The 14,589-nt window shown below is 47.6% G+C and carries 13 protein-coding genes and 1 pseudogene; 7 read left to right on the forward strand and 7 right to left on the reverse strand.

All coding sequences use genetic code 11. The features are described from left to right. Positions 1-551 precede the first annotated feature (551 nt). Entirely contained in the window at positions 552-1,034 is a 483-nt protein-coding gene (locus V2P20_RS05450) for a PepSY-like domain-containing protein (RefSeq protein ID WP_331816899.1), read from the reverse strand. Between the two features lie 74 nt (positions 1,035-1,108). After that, positions 1,109-2,206 (reverse strand): hypothetical protein, encoded by a 1,098-nt coding sequence (locus V2P20_RS05455; RefSeq protein ID WP_331816901.1) that lies wholly within the window; start codon positions 2,204-2,206, stop codon positions 1,109-1,111. Positions 2,207-2,625: 419 nt separating this feature from the next. On the opposite strand from V2P20_RS05455, the gene V2P20_RS05460 reads away from it, so the two are divergent. Continuing rightward, positions 2,626-3,381, forward strand: coding sequence for a hypothetical protein (locus V2P20_RS05460; protein WP_331816903.1), 756 nt, complete (start codon positions 2,626-2,628; stop codon positions 3,379-3,381). Between the two features lie 224 nt (positions 3,382-3,605). Then, positions 3,606-5,156, forward strand: coding sequence for a cytochrome B6 (locus V2P20_RS05465; protein ID WP_331816905.1), 1,551 nt, complete (start codon positions 3,606-3,608; stop codon positions 5,154-5,156). Positions 5,157-5,297: 141 nt separating this feature from the next. On the opposite strand, the gene V2P20_RS05470 is transcribed toward V2P20_RS05465, so the two are convergent. Beyond that, positions 5,298-5,684, reverse strand: coding sequence for a VOC family protein (locus V2P20_RS05470; protein ID WP_331816907.1), 387 nt, complete (start codon positions 5,682-5,684; stop codon positions 5,298-5,300). Positions 5,685-5,741: 57 nt separating this feature from the next. After that, positions 5,742-6,143 (reverse strand): GNAT family N-acetyltransferase, encoded by a 402-nt coding sequence (locus tag V2P20_RS05475; RefSeq protein WP_331816909.1) that lies wholly within the window; start codon positions 6,141-6,143, stop codon positions 5,742-5,744. 652 nt (positions 6,144-6,795) lie between these two features. Between V2P20_RS05475 and V2P20_RS05480 the strand changes: the two genes are divergently transcribed. From V2P20_RS05480 to V2P20_RS05495, 4 genes and pseudogenes are all read left to right on the forward strand, one after another. Continuing rightward, on the forward strand, positions 6,796-7,101 hold the full coding sequence (locus V2P20_RS05480) for a hypothetical protein (protein WP_331816911.1): 306 nt from the start codon (positions 6,796-6,798) through the stop codon (positions 7,099-7,101). A gap of 350 nt (positions 7,102-7,451) precedes the next feature. Beyond that, entirely contained in the window at positions 7,452-8,279 is an 828-nt protein-coding gene (locus V2P20_RS05485) for a hypothetical protein (protein ID WP_331816913.1), read from the forward strand. After that, complete coding sequence (locus V2P20_RS05490) at positions 8,276-8,779, forward strand: siphovirus Gp157 family protein (protein WP_331816915.1); 504 nt, start codon at positions 8,276-8,278, stop codon at positions 8,777-8,779. Before V2P20_RS05485 ends, V2P20_RS05490 begins: the two co-directional genes overlap by 4 nt. A gap of 94 nt (positions 8,780-8,873) precedes the next feature. Beyond that, positions 8,874-9,095 (forward strand): annotated as a pseudogene (locus tag V2P20_RS05495) (helix-turn-helix transcriptional regulator); the annotation flags it as partial. Between the two features lie 90 nt (positions 9,096-9,185). On the opposite strand, the gene V2P20_RS05500 reads toward V2P20_RS05495, so the two are convergent. The 3 genes from V2P20_RS05500 to lepB form a co-directional block, all read right to left on the reverse strand. Further along, positions 9,186-10,076 (reverse strand): DMT family transporter, encoded by an 891-nt coding sequence (locus V2P20_RS05500; RefSeq protein ID WP_331816916.1) that lies wholly within the window; start codon positions 10,074-10,076, stop codon positions 9,186-9,188. Between the two features lie 293 nt (positions 10,077-10,369). Then, complete coding sequence (locus V2P20_RS05505; protein ID WP_331816918.1) at positions 10,370-11,779, reverse strand: hypothetical protein; 1,410 nt, start codon at positions 11,777-11,779, stop codon at positions 10,370-10,372. 829 nt (positions 11,780-12,608) lie between these two features. Then, positions 12,609-13,274 carry a signal peptidase I gene (lepB, locus tag V2P20_RS05510; RefSeq protein ID WP_331816920.1) on the reverse strand — a complete coding sequence of 222 codons (666 nt, stop codon included), beginning with the start codon at positions 13,272-13,274 and terminating at the stop codon, positions 12,609-12,611. A gap of 645 nt (positions 13,275-13,919) precedes the next feature. Here lepB and V2P20_RS05515 point away from each other — a divergent pair. After that, on the forward strand, positions 13,920-14,558 hold the full coding sequence (locus V2P20_RS05515; RefSeq protein ID WP_331816922.1) for an MEDS domain-containing protein: 639 nt from the start codon (positions 13,920-13,922) through the stop codon (positions 14,556-14,558). Positions 14,559-14,589 lie beyond the last annotated feature (31 nt).

A 14,589-nucleotide genomic window follows, 5' to 3' on the forward strand; every position in this document is an offset into this window, starting at 1 on the left:
TTGTCGGGTAACCTCATGATTCGTCGTGGAATGATCCCTCGCAGTGAGGGCTTGAGGTTACATTCTATAAATAATCGGGCGCTGGGGCTTTTTCTCCGCGTTAGCGGCTTCGTCCAACACTAAAGTTAAGTAGAATGGCCGCAAGCGGTGCAAAAATGCCGCTTGAGGTTGGTCCACCGAATGATTACCTCCAAAAGAGAGGCATGCATTACGCTTCATTGGGTGGATAATTTTAACTCTAGCAGTGCAGTAAAATTCAAGACAATCGTTTTGATGAACGTTTAATGCAGTTTTGATGTGTATTCTAGTTAGCAAAATGATTGCTTTTTTGAGCAGACTATTTTGAATCCTCGAACTTCTGGATCAAACGCTTTGCCATTTCATAGAAACGGAAGGCGATGCTTCAAGCATTGTTGAGTCTTTTGCTAATATTGCCGAACGCTGGCGGGACGAGGAGAGCAGGGTAAACTCGACGCGAATGTATAAATTGCAATGTCCCATAAGATGCTTTTCGCAATGCCTTTATGGGACACGGGGATCAATAAGAGGACTTAATCGTCTTCTGTTTTTTCTTCAGTTTTCAAAATATTTCCGTTGGCATCCAGCTCAAGCTCGACTTTCTTGTCATCCATTTCGATTTCCACTTCGTACCCGGCGACTGTGCCATCCGGCTTCATTAATTTTTCCGCCTCCTCGATTTTGCCTTGGGGGTACTTTTTGCTGGCAGCCTGAGTGACGGGTTCAGGCAGTGATGAGACCTCGATTTCCTCTTCCTTTTGTACAAGTGTGCCGTCTTCGCTATACAGGATGTCGTATTCTTTACCATTCTCCTTGTATTCCACTTCATAGACCATTTTGCCTTCAAACGTCTCTTTTTCGAATTTCACATCCTTGGCGTTGGGATAGCCTTTTTCAAAGGCGGAGACGACTGCTTTGGGCACCTGGTCCTTGCTTAATTTGTCTTCGCCGGCGTTCGCTTGGCCGAGTACCAATAAAGCGCTGAAAGTCGCTATCATCAGGCATTGATTTTTCATAAATCCTCCTCTGGTTGTGAGTGAAAGTTTTGATTCAATTTCATTAACCGCGTTCCTACGCGAGTTTCATTTAATCAATTTCCATTTGTTTCCTTAGATAATTTCGTCGAAGGATCGACAATGCATAAAAAGTGTTGAGGGCGGAAGGTCTCGAACATGGTAAGCCGTTTTACAATGTCCTCAGCACTGCTGTCGCCTATTGGGCCGGCAGTGATTCGGCCAGTTGCAGCGCTCACCAGATGCACGTAACTTTTATGCGGCCCATCAGCCAAGGTTGAGTTGATCAAAAACTCGGTTTCATCCGGCTCTCGTATTTTTTCCGGCGCCGCGCTGCCCGGATTGCAGGCGCCGAAAAAAATCAGGCCGTCCGCCGCTGCCAGGGAGCTCAGGGACTTTGTGAAATGAAAAAATCGCTCCGGCGATATTTCTGTGGAGGTCTTGAATTCGAACAGCGGTTCTCGGCAGACGAGTTCGCAGAGCTTGAACCTGGCTCCTCGCTGATCCTCCGGAATCGCCGCCAATTGGTTGGGCGAACAGTAGCTGTTATAGCAAGCCCGCCCCAGCGGCTGTATCTGTTTTTCCAGCCCTTTGAGCAGATCCCAGGTGTCGCTCGACTTCATCGGCCCCAGCTCCTGCCAGTGCGAAGCCATGTAATCGCTGAATTTGCGGTTTTTTTCGGTATTGTAGGTAATGGACAATACCCTTTTGAGTCCGGGCTGCGCCTCGGAGAACTTGATAAATTCGCCTTTGCCGCCTGCTGTCTTGAAGTCCTGCCAAAACACGGCGTTTTTGAGTACCGGCCCATCGAAACCGCCATGACTGATAAAAATAACCCGGTCAAAAGGAGGGGACTGCTGAACGAGTTGTTCGACCTGATCATAGTAGTCGCTCCAGCTCCAGATATCCCGCATCTGAGTAACGGCCGCCTTAAAGCGGTTGCGATAAAAGGCTTCCACAATGCGAGCGGGCTGCTCGGACCACCTCGGACTCTCATTGGTATGCGGGTCCCTGCTCAGTAAAGGCACAAGCAATACTCGCTTCGGCGGTTGCTGCACATTCAAGTCCTTCAATTTGCTGTAAAAGGACCGGCACGATTTTAAGTGATTTGCATCGCCGTAAACATTGGCAGCACAGATCCCCATTAACAATGAAACCAGTAACCGGATGCGCATAACAGTGTCTCCGAAAAGTTATGTCGTTAAAGTATGCCCGCAAAATATAACTAAAAGCCATGCCTGATCCATTCTGGCCACGGATGCGCGCCGCATAGCATTACCCTGGTATAGCAACAGCTTCAGGATTTTAAAACAACATCCAATATTGTCCATTTTCGGCTTCAAATTTTTACCAGGCAGAAAAATAAGTTATTGATGGGAACAAGGTCGTGTATATTATGGCTGTTAATTCTTGATACCTCTTACTGGTAAATATTCAATGCCGTTTCACAACTTATGGACATCTTAAACGCAGCAAATTGTTCCTTGAGTTTTAAAAAAACGCATATTTTCACGGCCTCGCGCCCTACTGTAGGGCATTGGCCCATCCTGATATTCAGATGAAATTTGGTTGTTTTTCTAGCAAGTTCCTACCCATGATTGCCTTGCGCTCGCTTTGTTTGCTCACTTTCTTGTTTTTTACGGCGGTGCCGTCCCATGCCGCAGTCGCGCCAGACACGCATATTCATGTCATTGTGTCCCTGGTCGACAACGTAGCTCAAGGCATAGTGCCTGTTCCTGCAAAAATCGGCAATGGCGATGATCCGCGCAGCAATCTTTACTGGGGCGCGGCTTACGGCGTGAAAACCTTTCTGAGTAAAGCGGAAGGTTGGCGTAAGCTGGGGTGCGAGAATAATATTAACGATACCATTTTGGAACGCTGCCAGTTTGCCTGGAAGGATAGACTGACCGTTACCGCCGATGCCTACCGCGGCAGCCGGATTGACCAGGCAATGCTTGATTTTATGCAGGAAGCAGCCAATCCGCCCAATGCGGCAGAGCGTGAAATGGTGGCGTTCATCGGTCATGATGGCTTGATGGACGAACAAAACCAGCCCATCATAGAACGCTTTCCAAAACATGCCGGGCACGATAAACAAGCGGTTGTCCTGGCCTGTATGAGCGATGAGTTTTTTACCGGTCATTTGCTTGCCGCAGGCTCAAAGCCGGTGGTAACCACTTTCAGCTTCATGGCGCCGGAAGCCTATGTATTGGAAGCAATTGCCAGGGGATTTGCCGATCAGGCGAGTGAAGCGGAATTGCGCAGTTCTGCCGGTATTGCTTATGCCAAATACCAGCGTATATCAGCCAAAGCGGGAAAGGCGGTTTTTGGCGTAAAAAATTCAAACTAGCCTATAAATATAGAATCCCGCCTCATCCTGACCAAGCTTCCTGTTTCTGAAAATTTTCAATAGCGGCACTGACAAAAATTGGACAGTGATTGGCAAACATTAAGCGCTAATATACGTTTTCGTACTACTGGACTTCATATCCCTATATTGTCATCCTTGTCATCTCATAACCGGTTAAATCTCTTGCTCCTCTAATCACTCAAACGATAGGCAAAGGAGGCGATATGGTACCGAACTGTTCACTACATGTGACGTTTGTCAACTTCAGCAGACTATTCGTAGGAATTCTTCTAGGCAGTTGGTTCACGGTTGTCCAGGCTCAGGAAGCCGCCGCGCGCAACGATGCGGTGGCTGCAGCGCAGACACCGGAATCAGTGCCCATCGAGCGGCCCGAGCAGAAGAAGACCCAGCACGACCTCTCGGATATTTTTAATGCGACACGTGCCAATCCCTCTTCGCCTGCCGTTGGGGAGCAACCCAAGCAAGGCAAAATCTCAGGTTTCGATTTTTACAGGGATCCACTGAATGCCGATCAGCCGTTTCAACAGCCTACGGCCATCATGAAGAAGGAGATTGAGAATAAGCCGGCTGTGATGTCGGCCCAGCGTCAATTGCTGGAGCGCCGGTATGACCTCAAGCCGAAGTTTGATCCGGAGGTCAAGATGTCGCGGGGCAAGCCCGTTCTAGTGGGGCCTACCGCCAGACTGGCTGACGGCGTGAGCTGGGATGAGCTTGCGTCAATGAATCCTGACGAGATCAAGGAACGCGGAATTTTTCCCTATCCCTCACTGCCGCATCCGCTGCATTCCAATGGCGGACAGGTCTTCCCGAAGATGCAGATCAAGATGTTTCCGCGGCTTGAACGCTTCGATGTGGAATTTGATTTGCCGGAGGCGTTTCTGCCCGAGTTCCCGCCGGCCATCTTCCTGCATAACCGCCCCGAGCTGGGCGATGTATCTCGCGGGGAAGTGGTCTCCATCAATAATTTCTACCGATTGTTCAAGGACATCCTGACTCCTGTGCAGCTCAACGGCCTGCAGTTTCTGCTAACGCCGTTTCCGCAGGAGGAATTCAATCCGACCGATGACCGCAAGAGCGCTCAGCCCAGCCTCGGCGTCGCCTGCTTCGATTGCCATGTCAACGGCCATACCACGGGGCAGTTTCACCTGAATCCGGACGACCGGCCGCAGGAGCGGCGCTTCCGGCTGGACACTACGAGCCTGCGGGGGATGTTCAACCAGCAGATCCACGGCTCCAAGCGCAGTTTGCGCTCGGTCGAGGATTTCACCGAGTTCGAGTTCCGCACCGCTTATTTCAACGGCGATCCGATCCACGCGATGAAAAAAGGCTTTCCGATTCTGGACCGCATCCATGTCAGCCACATGGCGCAGTTGCAGAATATGCTCGATTTTCCTCCTGCGCCTAAGCTCAATCCTTCAACTGGCCGGCTCGATCCCGCCAAAGCAACGGAAAGTGAATTGCGGGGCGAAAAAGTTTTCTTCGGCAAGGGCCAGTGCAGCAACTGCCATACGCCGCCGGCCTATCTTGATCACCAGATGCACGACCTGCATCTTGAACGCTTTTTGAAAAACGAGCCCGGCGACGGCCAGATGAAGACCTTTACCTTGCGCGGCATCAAGGAAAGCCCGCCTTATCTGCACGACGGCCGGGCATTGACGCTTGAAGATACGGTGGAGTTTTTTAATCTCGTGCTGCAGCTTAAACTCGAGCCCCAGGAGAAGCAGGATCTGGTCGCTTTTATGCGGCAACTGTAGCTGATAGCGGAAGCCGGCTAATCCACCGATGTGATAAGGCTGAGCGTTTTCCCGAAGCATTTTCTGCGCAGGGAAGACGCTCAGCTATTGCCGATGCCTTTGCACGTGCGGGTCGAAGGCATGCAAAACAGGCCATCCATTTCATACAGGTATACGATTGGATACCTCAATCAGATTCATATCCGGATCACGAAAATAGACCGATAGAATAGGCCCTGTTGCGCCTGTACGTTGTACCGGCCCTTCTATTATCCTCACTGCGCAGGCATCGAGATGATTTATCACGTCAGGCAGAGGCACCGAAGTGATAAAGCATAAATCGGCAGAGCCCGGCGCCGGTAGTTGAGCTTTGGGTTCAAACTCGCTGCCATGCTCGTGCAGATTAATCTTTTGTGAACCGAATGACAGCGCCTTGCGTCCTTCGCCGAAGTTGATGATCTCCATTCCCAAGGCTTTCCAATAAAAGGCGCAGGTGGTCTCAATGTTTTTGACGGTCAGCACCAGGTGATCAAGGCTGTCTATTTTCATAAGGGCTAGTTTACCGTTAATGCTTGCTTCGCAGGGCAGTACATATTCAGTCTGGAGCTAGCGGCTGCGTTTGATGATGAAACCGTTTTCAACTTTCTCGAAGCCGACTTTGGGGTAATAAGCCATGGCATCAGGCGCCGACAAGAGGATAAGCGCTACTTCATCACTGATAGCGGCGCGGATACGGGCGATAAGCTCACGCCCGATGCCATGTTTCTGGTAAGCCTTAGCCACGGCAAGGTCGGACAAATAGCAACAATAACTGAAGTCGGTCAGAGCGCGGCATACTCCGATAAGTTTGCCGTCGTGCCAGGCAGACAGGCAGAGGTCGGCATTGGCAAACATACGCTCGATCCGAGCCAGATCGTTGGTGGGACGGCGAATGCCGGAGGCGTCAAAAACCGCAGCTACGTCAGCGGCAGCCAGAGGGAAATTGTGGCGGTATTCAATTACAGACATAGAAGCATAACTTTAAGGTTGATCCATATAGCATGGCGGCTTCGGCCAGCCCATAACCGGACGTCCTGAAAGAGCCATAAATTACATTCAATTTGAGGTAAAAACGGAGTCGAACTCTAACACCGCCTTAACGTCCAGGACAAGCGTTTTTTGCCGTGTATTTAGTCAATCGATTGCCATGGCCCGGTATACAGATAGCATTAATCTTCTTATAAATCTGTTTGGCCGATATGGGCACCGTAGATCGACTAATGCTGGTTGCTGGTATTTTCGGTTTGCGTCTGGCTTGCCGATATCGCCATTTTCGGTCGAATTTTACAGAGCAAAATCACCTGTCTCGATGATCGGTTTCAAAGGGCTTTTTGAGCTATTGGAGCAGCTGTGGATGGCCGTAAAATTCGATAGAAATTTCATGATAAATGATTAAAATTATTGTATTTTTCTGTTAAAATATGAATATATTCATAATGATGGGTATCAATATCTGCTTGTTTTTCTCTACAGTCAGAGAGCCTAAAAAACGGTAGAAAACAAGGGCAATTTTTTCGAATTAGTGGGCTTACAAATGTGATTCAATCCATAGATAAGGAATCGGTTCAAATTATGAGTATTTTCATGATTTGAGGTTTCTAATCTTCCTTTGAGAAATTTCATGCCAGTTGAATTAGCGGATAAACAACGGCGGGCGGTCAGCGTCGTAGAAACCGCTTTGCTTAATGTCGGCATTAGCGGGCGTTCGGTGTGTGTCGTTGTCGATAAATGGGCGTTTAGCTATAGCTGTTACAGCGGCGAAAACGCTAACGTTGGCGTATTTGTGTCTGCTCCGGTCGGGGCGGATGTCGAGCCGTACTTTGTGACGGGTAAAACCATTGTGGAGGCCGTAAAAAATATGATTGATTCAATCAAGGGCAGGGCGAATGGCGCCAAATCGGAAGTGTTCGAGTCAGCGCCATTCTAGTAGGTGTTTCCTATGTGGCTCAGGGTAGCCGCCCTGGCTCACATTTTCCTAAATTCGCACATTAGGAGCTGAAAGATTATGTCAACTCAATCAATAAATCAAGTTAAGCCATTGTTTTGCTTCGAGTCAATCATTGCCAAAACAAGGCGGAATGACGATTGGACCGCAATCGGAAATTTCGCCGTCGGCATTGTCAAGCCGTCATCAGTGCGGCGATTGGGTTTGGGGATATACCAAAGCCGATCGTTCGGCAGCGGCCATTTTTAATCGAGGAATACCAAGCAAATTGGCGGGGCTTGTAGCCGCTCGCACCGCCGTATTATTTATTTCGCACTTAGGAATTGTATTTTATGTATTCATCAACCCAATTAGTCGACCAGGCAAAGCCGGTCAAAAATGAACATAACCCATTGCCGGTCATTTCCGCGAACCCGCTGGATCTGCCGGCCGATACTTTCAGAGAAGGTCTGGACCGGCGCAGAGCCAATCGCGCCGTGCTTATGGCATGGGTGCACGATGCGCTGGTGGAAGGCATTGATTACGGCAGAGTTCATGTTGTCAGCCGCAGCAAATGCCATGCCGGCAAGGATTGCAGAAATCCGGCGCATTTCAGCAAACCCAGCCTGTTCAAGCCCGGCGCCGAGAAAATCTGCGGCATGCTGGGATTGACGGTTCGGTATCCGACCTTGCCGGATTATGAAAAGGCCGCGCTCACGGGCGCGAAACTGAGCCAGATCATTATCCGTTGCGAGATTCTGGACCCTTCCGGCCGCGTGGTGGCCGATGGGGTCGGGGCCCGTCTTCTTGCCCAGGATTACGGTGACATCAATAAGGCATTGAAAATGGCCGAGAAATCGGCCCACATCGATGCAACGCTGAGGATGGCGGGCTTATCCGAAGTCTTCACGCAGGACATCGAAGATATGATGCAGCGCCGCGCAGAAGAAAACGCCCAACTGCCTGAGATTGAGCCGGACAGCAGTGTTCAGCGCATTACCGAGGATCAGCATCGGCAGCTTGAAGCCAGGATTGAAGAGCTGGGCCTGGACCGGGACAGAGTTAAAAACTGGATGATCAAGGCTTCGAAGAAACGCTTCGCCGACTTTGAAGAACTTGACCCGGAATTTTACCAGGTCCTTTACCGCAAGCTTGATCAGTTCTCGAGGTCGGCACAGTGAGCCGTTTGACTCTCTATCAGTTGAGCGCCAATTACCTTGAAGCGCTGGACGCCTTGACCGATCCGGAGGCCGATCTTCCGGCTGAAGTCGTTAACGGCACGCTGGAAGCCTTAAGCGGCGAACTGGAAGATAAGGCGATCAACGTGGCCAAATTCCTGCGCAATATGGAAGCCACGGCCGAGGCGATTAAAAATGCCGAAGCGGATATGAACAAGCGCCGGAGAATCTTGGAAAGCCGCGCTAAATGGCTGAAGGATTACCTGAAAGGCAATATGGAGCACACCGGCATCAGTACGATTGAATGCCCGTATTTCAAGCTGTCGATCCAGGATAATCCATCGGCCATTCATATCGTGGATGAAAACGCGATTCCGGACCAGTTCAAGGAACCGGTCACTACCTGGAGAATCAATAAAGCCGCGATCAGGGATGCAATCAAAGCAGGCGAAACGGTGCCCGGCGCTGAACTGGTCAACAGCACGCGCCTGGCTATCCGATAATCTTTTTCCATCGATATCAGAGCCGCTTCGGCGGCTTTTTTTTGCCTTCCTTATGAATATATTCATATAATGTCGCGTTTCACTTAGGGCTGGCTATCCGATGCAAATTGGCGACATTATAAAGCGCAAGCGACTTGAACTGGGCTTGGTCCAAAAAGAGCTCGAGGTTCGTTCGGGCGTAACCCAATCGATGATCAGCAAGGTTGAAGGCGGCAGCGCCGAAAATGTGTCCATTGATGTGCTCAGGCGATTGGCCAAAGCCTTAAACTGCACCTTGGTGGATTTGCTCCCCGAAACCGATAAAAAGCAAAGATGATTTCCCAAAAATGGAGATAAAGGCCAATATCTTCCGCATATCGTTTATTTCCCCTTCAAAAGATACAGGCGAACTCTCATTGCCAAGGTTTTAATTCCCTCGTTCAGGGCTCAATATCGAAGAGCGTATTTGCAGAATGCCGCTGGCAAGGATTAGAACGCAGCCTGTCGTTTGAAACCATGACAGGGATTCATCGTAAATCAAATACCCTGCTGTGGTTGCGATAATCGGCTCCAGATAAGAAACCGTCGCGTATTCATAAGCCTGTAGATGGCGCAATGACAGAATCATTAACGTAAGCGCGATAAATCCCTGCAGAAAGCCGATCGCGAGCAGCCAATACCCATCACGATACAAGGTCTGCAAGTCAATTTTCCCCGTAAATAAAAGTAAAACCGAAGAACTGATCAAAAGCTGATAAAAAGCCCGGCTAAAGCCCGATATCGTTGGAGCTATTTTGCGGTTGGCAATGATAAAAAATGCGTAACAAAGAGCGGCGGCTAATCCGAACAATTGACCGTTGGATATGGTTTTGCCAAGAGAAAAGTCAAAATCGAGCAGAAACAATGAGCCGAAGAAAGTGCATATAATCAATATCGCCTTGAAGCCGCTGATTTTTTCCCTTAGAAAGAAATATCCCAGCACGGACGCAATCAGAGGAGCGAGATAGAGCAGGAACACCGCATTGGCCAATGTCGTTGTTTTGATCGCTTTGCAATAAAACAGAACGCAAAGCGCTAAAAAGACGCCACTTGAAAAAAGAGCAGCAGAGATCCTGATATTAAACGTCTGCCAGCGCTTGCTCAGCAGCAAATAAACCATCAGGCATAAGAAGCCCAGGCCAAAACGCGAAAAAGCAATAACATCCCCTTCGGCAGAGACATTGCGGACCAGCACTCCGAAACATCCCGTGATAATAGCCGAGATAATGGCCGAAACAAATCCTAGGTACTGGGTATTCATTTTGTTTTTTGTATGCATCGTTATTCTAAGTGATCACGCAAAATTGATTTTATACATTAAATCGCTGTTTGCGTGGATTCAGGCCCCTACAGATCTTTACGGCAGCTTATTCAGGCTTGTGTAAAACACATCGAATAATTTGATTAATACACCTGCTTAATCGAAATTGTGCGAAAACACATTGCGCGAATATATCTCACCCTAAAGTTTAAAACTTATCAATATTGGATAAAAGTTCGGCCGGGGCAAATGCCCCGGCCGGCATGGTCCAGACAGTCTCGACTGCTTGACCTTTGGTTATCATATAAAGTTTAGGGAACCACACGCCAGTTCATTATGCGCAGTAGCGATTGACCTGATGCCAGATTTTTTAGGCGAATGGTCACGCCTTTATTATTTTCAGGATAAAGTTGTAACTTGGCAGCATCCAAGTCCCGGCAAAGGAACTTGATTTCAGATTGTCCGTAAGAAGCTGGCACAATTTCACAGGGGACAGCCAATGGTTCCGGCATCGAATTATTGAAGAACTCTATGACATCAGAGCCTGCCGGTGCGGTAACAAGCACATCAAATTGCTGGGCTGGGTGCATAGCGCCATGTTCCGGCCAGACGGCAAATGGTATATTTACAATCGAAGTGACATCCGCGATAAATGAATAGCCATTCGTATTGACATGCAGGTGTTTCATTGAAAATTTGCTTAAATCAGGCGTTAACCATGGTGTATAGGTTTGATACTGAGAGTCGCCACCGCCAAGTTCAAAATTAATGAAATACACATCCGGAGCAGGATTGCCGTTGTTTTCAAAAGGGCCAGAGCTCATCACACTGTAAAATTGGACACGGTTACCATTATCGGCATCAACGCCAATATAATGATCAATCATCGATTGAGATGCTGAGGTTTTTAGCGTTACATTCGGCCAGCCAACCTCCATACTGCCTTCGTTTTGATTGAAACTGTAGTGAATTGACCAATTGTCCTGATAGTCAGGGGATTTTTGGTTATTTAGAAAATAGGTCATGGTGACTTCATCGCCGGCTCTGGGCGGTGTGGGTAAAGCGCCACTGAAGTTTTCATACACATCTGTAACTCTTGCCGTGACTTTAAAGTTCTGCGGAACAACCCAGGCCGATGGTTGATCGCCTTCCCTCACTATAGAAATCACATCCGCATCAAATGAGTATCCATTCGCACCGACAAACAGCTTTTTGAATGTAAACTTGTTTAAATCAGGCGTTAAAAACTTTAGCCATGGCATATAAGTTTGATACTGAGAGCCATCACTGATCAGGTCAAGGCCAATAAAATTGATATCCGGAGCAGGATTGCCATTGCTTTCAAAAGGACCGGAGCTACCCATGTGATAGAACTGAATGCCACTTCCATTATTAACATCTATACCAATGTGATGATCAATCATCGACTGCGAGGCCGAGGTTTTAAGCGTTACATTTGACCAACTGATCTCCATGCTGCCTTCATTTTGATTAAAGCTGTAGTGAATTGACCCATTGTCCTGATAATCGGGGGATTTTGCGTCATCCATGACATAAGTCATGACGACCTCATCACCGACATTCAGTGAGGCAGGTAAAGTGCCCGCTGTGTATTCAGATACAGATGAAACTCTTGCCGTGACTTTATAGGTCTGTAGCGCAGCCCAGGCGGGAAGCGAAGTGATAAAAATGATGAATGAGATAATGAAATTTTTGAACATATTTAACTCCCTCTTTTGTCTTCTTGCTTTAATAAAAATATAAATTGATAACTAACCTATATCCTCAGTCACATCATTATGGTGGCGCCAAATGTGCCAGATAGGTGATCATCGCAAATTCTATTTCTGCGCCGGTTTTAAAAAGGATGGTCCTGGCTTAATCGAAGTCGCTGGAAGTGTTCCGATTGATTGAGACTGATATGGAAAGCAACAGAGCAAATGGAATATAGGAAAAATTAAAAAAGCCTTGCATTCCTTTATCATAAAATTCCTTGTCCCTTAAGCAGATCCAGAAAGCTACCTTTTGGCAGCTTGCTTTTTTAAGATATATTTAAGATATATTTAAGATTAAAAACTATAGGGAGTTGTGTTTTGCGTCAAATCGGGTTTAGAAGAGTGTGATAGATTTCTCATGCCGAAGCTCTGGAAAGTGGCTCTTAAATTAATTGCATTCGAAGGGGGGGCAATATGACGTCGTTAGTGCTCTTGTTTACTATTTCATGGCGTCTCTGCCGGGTAAGATGCTTTGACCCATCAAGGGGGCGTTTCGATTACAGTTGAATAGTTAGGAAGCCTGTCTTTCAAATTTTAAGAAGACAGGCTGTGCGCGAGATTGCGAGAAAATTAGGGAACACGGCAAAAAAGCATTATGTGTCACAAAGAATACGAGAAAAATAGCAGGTTTAATCAAAATCTTAAAGCTTCTTGTCCTTCGTAGTTAAATCTCTTGCAATGAATACTTTCAAACTTCCGTTCTCTACTTGGTTTCAGAAATACTGGACTTTAGCGGCCAGCGTTCCTGGAAATAAACGTCAAAGACTTTGCAATTCTATTGTAAGCGCTGCCCGAACCGCTCAAGGCGTAGAATCCAGCTTCCCTTGATATCGGCAGACACCAGTATTCGCTGGGCCTGTCCGATCAGCAGATGGCGAGGCACAAAGCCAAAATAGCGAGAATCTGCACTGTTGTCGCGGTTGTCGCCAAGCATCAAAAAATTTCCTTCGGGAACTTCCATTGGGCCGAAAGTGCTTTTAGCAAACAGGCCTGCAAGCAGCTGAATTTGCCGCTTGTTCTGGCCAGAGGTTTCGGTTAAACGTAATGCCTTGATGCCGCCGCTTTCACTTGGCTCCCACAAGGCTTCCGGTTCACTGTATTCGGCGGCCTTGCCATTGATGAACAGAATCTCGTCCCGCATTTCAACCCGGTCGCCCGGCAGGGCGATAATGCGTTTGATTAGTCGCTTGCCATCTTTGGGCGATGAAAAAGTAGCAATATCCCCGCGCCTTGGCTCACCAATGTGCGCAACGACGATATCCGTCAGCGGGAGCTTGAAATCATAGGCAAGACGGTTAACAAAAACAACGTCTCCTTCAAGCAAATTGGGACGCATTGAACCCGATGGAATTGTATTCCAATCCGCAATTGCTGTGCGGAAAAAAACGAAGCAGAGTAAGAAGGCGATGAAGCCTCCATTGTCTTTGATCCAGTTTCGCATAATGCTCCTGATTAATGAAATTGTATGAGCGGCTAGCTCTTAAATTCAGTTGCCTTGCCCCGCGCCGGCCGCATTAAGATGCGGCAATAAAATTATATTCCATAGGCTGCATTGGGTCTGGACTCTATCACTGCCAGAGGTCTGAGACAAGCGTTTTTATCAACCCTTTTCATTTAGTGAGCGCCGCATTAATGGGATATTTTCCGGCCGGAGGGCGGCTATGCAATTAAAAGCCTTAAGTACCGGCCAAGCCCGCCGACTCTGAACGTTATAGTTGGTAGTGGAACTTTTAGCGGTTATTCGGAACTTTATGGTTCCCGGGAAAATCTTTGTCTGTAATTACAGAGACTGATTCTGCCCAGTTAAGTTCTTAATGAAAATCGATAAACTTCAGAAAAGACCGTGTTCTGATTTTCGAAAAAATAGCGATACAAAAAGTTAATAGTTGATACAATCGAATATTGGGATTCTTGGCCCAAAGCTGAGATTCACCGTTTTATCAGGGTTAAAAACAATAATAAAATCATTAACTATGGGACAGCACTTATCAAGTAATTCTCTTGATATTTGTGCTTTCCATTGATAAGCGTTGTACTTTTAAAAACTAGCAGATTTTGGATTTATAGTCTTAATAGAGGTGTTTATATGTGTCAAGCTAGTCATCAGGTTTCATTTGGTTTCAATGAGCAGACATTTCCGGCAGGATTGCACATCTGTTATTTGTACAATAATGAAAATGAGCGGCGGCGCACTATTGCGGAATTTGTCCAAAGCGGACTGGCTGCCGGTGAAAAAGTCACCTATTTTGCAGATATTCCCTCCACACCTTCCTCAAATGAAATGGGTGAATGTCTTTCCCAGCTAGGAATTACGCCTCCCGGCAATATCAAACCGGAACAACTGATTCTGGCTCAGGCGGAGACATCTTATTGTCCCGATGGCACCTTTATGCCGGAACGCGTGATTGATCATTGGCGTGCGCTTTATAGGCAAGCCCAGCATGAAAGATTTGCAGGAGTACGCATGACTGGAGACACGAGCTGGCTGCGCAAGGGCATGCCCGGCGCTGAACGCTGGGTCGAATACGAAGCGATGCTTAACACTCTGGTGGAAGAATATCCTGTCCACGGTGTTATCTGCCAGTATGACGTTAACAAAATAGACGGTGCGACTCTTTTTGATGTGCTGAATGTTCATCCCATGATGATCGTAGCCGGACAAGTTGTGCATAACCCCTATTATCAACGACCTGAAAAACATAATGTGTTAGCTTCCGCATCATAAGAACGGATTTTTTTGGGTTTCGGTTAGCAGA

Origin of the sequence: Methylobacter sp. Wu1 (genome assembly GCF_036553575.1) — a bacterium.
GTDB lineage: Bacteria > Pseudomonadota > Gammaproteobacteria > Methylococcales > Methylomonadaceae > Methylobacter.